Origin of the sequence: Mesorhizobium sp. M7A.F.Ca.CA.001.10.2.1, assembly GCF_003998575.1 — a bacterium.
Classification (GTDB): Bacteria; Pseudomonadota; Alphaproteobacteria; order Rhizobiales; family Rhizobiaceae; genus Mesorhizobium.
Map to the genome: position 1 here is coordinate 1 of NZ_RZQY01000986.1, position 1522 is coordinate 1522.

Below are 1522 nucleotides of genomic sequence, written 5' to 3' on the forward strand. Positions count from 1 at the left end.
ATCTGCGCGGGGGGTGGACCGCCATCCGCTTCGGTGACCATTGTGAGGTTCTGCACTGCATAGGCGACCGCGACATGGGCTCCAAGGACCAGCGCGGCAGCACCGGCCCACAAGCCAAGGTCGCGCCAACCGAAGCGCGACAGCTGGACCGAGGGCACGGCGACCGCTTGCGTCATGGCGCCGCCGCACCAGTGGCTGCGGGCGCCGGGGCATTGGACGCGGGAGCCGTCTCCAGGCCCACCAGCGCGATCTTCAGATAGCCGGCACCGCGCAATAGATTCATCGCCTCCATCAGGTCGCCATAGGCGACCGCCTTGTCGGCGCGCAGGAAGATGCGCGTCTGCTTGTCGCCCTTGGTCTTGGCGTCCAGCGTCGTGGCGAAAGCCGGGCGCGGCACGCTGTCATTGCCGATCGCCAGCGTCAGATCGTTCTTCAGCGTCAGGAACAGCGGTGTCTCGGGCCTCGGCGCGGGCGTTGCCGTCGAACCAGGCAGGTCGACATTGACATCCACCGTGGCCAGCGGCGCCGCGACCATGAAGATGATCAACAGCACCAGGATGACATCGATGAACGGGGTGACGTTGATCTCGTGGCTTTCCTCGAGATCGTCATCCATGGTCTGTCGGATTCTGCTTCCCATGGCGCTACTCCGCCGCCAGTGGCGTTGCCGGCGCGACGGTGCGGAAGTCCAGGTCGCGGCTGACCAGCCGTTCGACCCCGGCCGAGGCATCGGCGAGGATCTGCCGATAGCCGGCTATCGAGCGGGCAAAGACGTTGTAGATGACGACGGCCGGTATCGCCGCGACCAGGCCCATCGCGGTGGCCAGCAGCGCCTCGGCGATGCCCGGCGCGACCACTGCGAGATTGGTGGTCTGCGCCTGCGAGATGCCGATGAAGGCGTTCATGATGCCCCAGACCGTACCGAACAGGCCGACGAAGGGCGCGGTCGACCCGATCGTCGCCAGCACGCCGGTGCCGCGCGACATGCGCCGCGCCGCCGCCGCCTCGATGCGCGACAGGCGCGACGTGACCCGTTCCTTGAGGCCATCGCCCGAGACATGATCGAGCGCGCCGGCCGAGAGTGCGGTCTCCTCCTCGGCCGCCCGCACCAGCAGCGCGCCGGGCCCGCCGCTGCGGTCGAGGGTGCGGCTGGCCTGCTTCAGCGTGGCGGCCTCGCCGATCGCCCGCGCGGCGCGACGGATGCGCAGCTTGCCGCCGAAAAGCTCCAGCGACTTGGCCAGCCATATCGTCCAGGTGACGAGGGAGGCAAAGGCCAGCCCGATCATCACCGCCTTGACGACAATGTCGGCCGCCATGAACATGCCCCATGGCGACAGGTCATGCGGCAAGGTCAACTCCATCGCCGTCGAAGGTCCGGCCTCAGACGGCGCGCCCGTGTTCGGCTGGGTGCCTGGCTGCGAAGGCGCCATCGTGGCGGGCGGAGCGACTGCCGGTGCGGAGGGTGCGGGTGCAATCGGCGCTGGGGCTGCGGGCGCAGCCCCAGCGCCGATTGCCCCCGCAC

General features: G+C 69.0%; 2 protein-coding genes. Both read right to left on the reverse strand.

Going from position 1 to position 1522, the window contains the following annotated elements; genetic code table 11:
• Window positions 1-172: 172 nt before the first annotated feature.
• On the reverse strand, window positions 173-640 hold the full coding sequence (gene exbD / locus EN964_RS34240) for a TonB system transport protein ExbD (RefSeq protein WP_127268059.1): 468 nt from the start codon (window positions 638-640) through the stop codon (window positions 173-175).
• A 4-nt stretch (window positions 641-644) separates the two neighbouring features.
• Window positions 645-1511 (reverse strand): tonB-system energizer ExbB, encoded by an 867-nt coding sequence (gene exbB, locus EN964_RS34245; protein ID WP_373565083.1) that lies wholly within the window; start codon window positions 1509-1511, stop codon window positions 645-647.
• Between the last annotated feature and the right edge of the window lie 11 nt (window positions 1512-1522).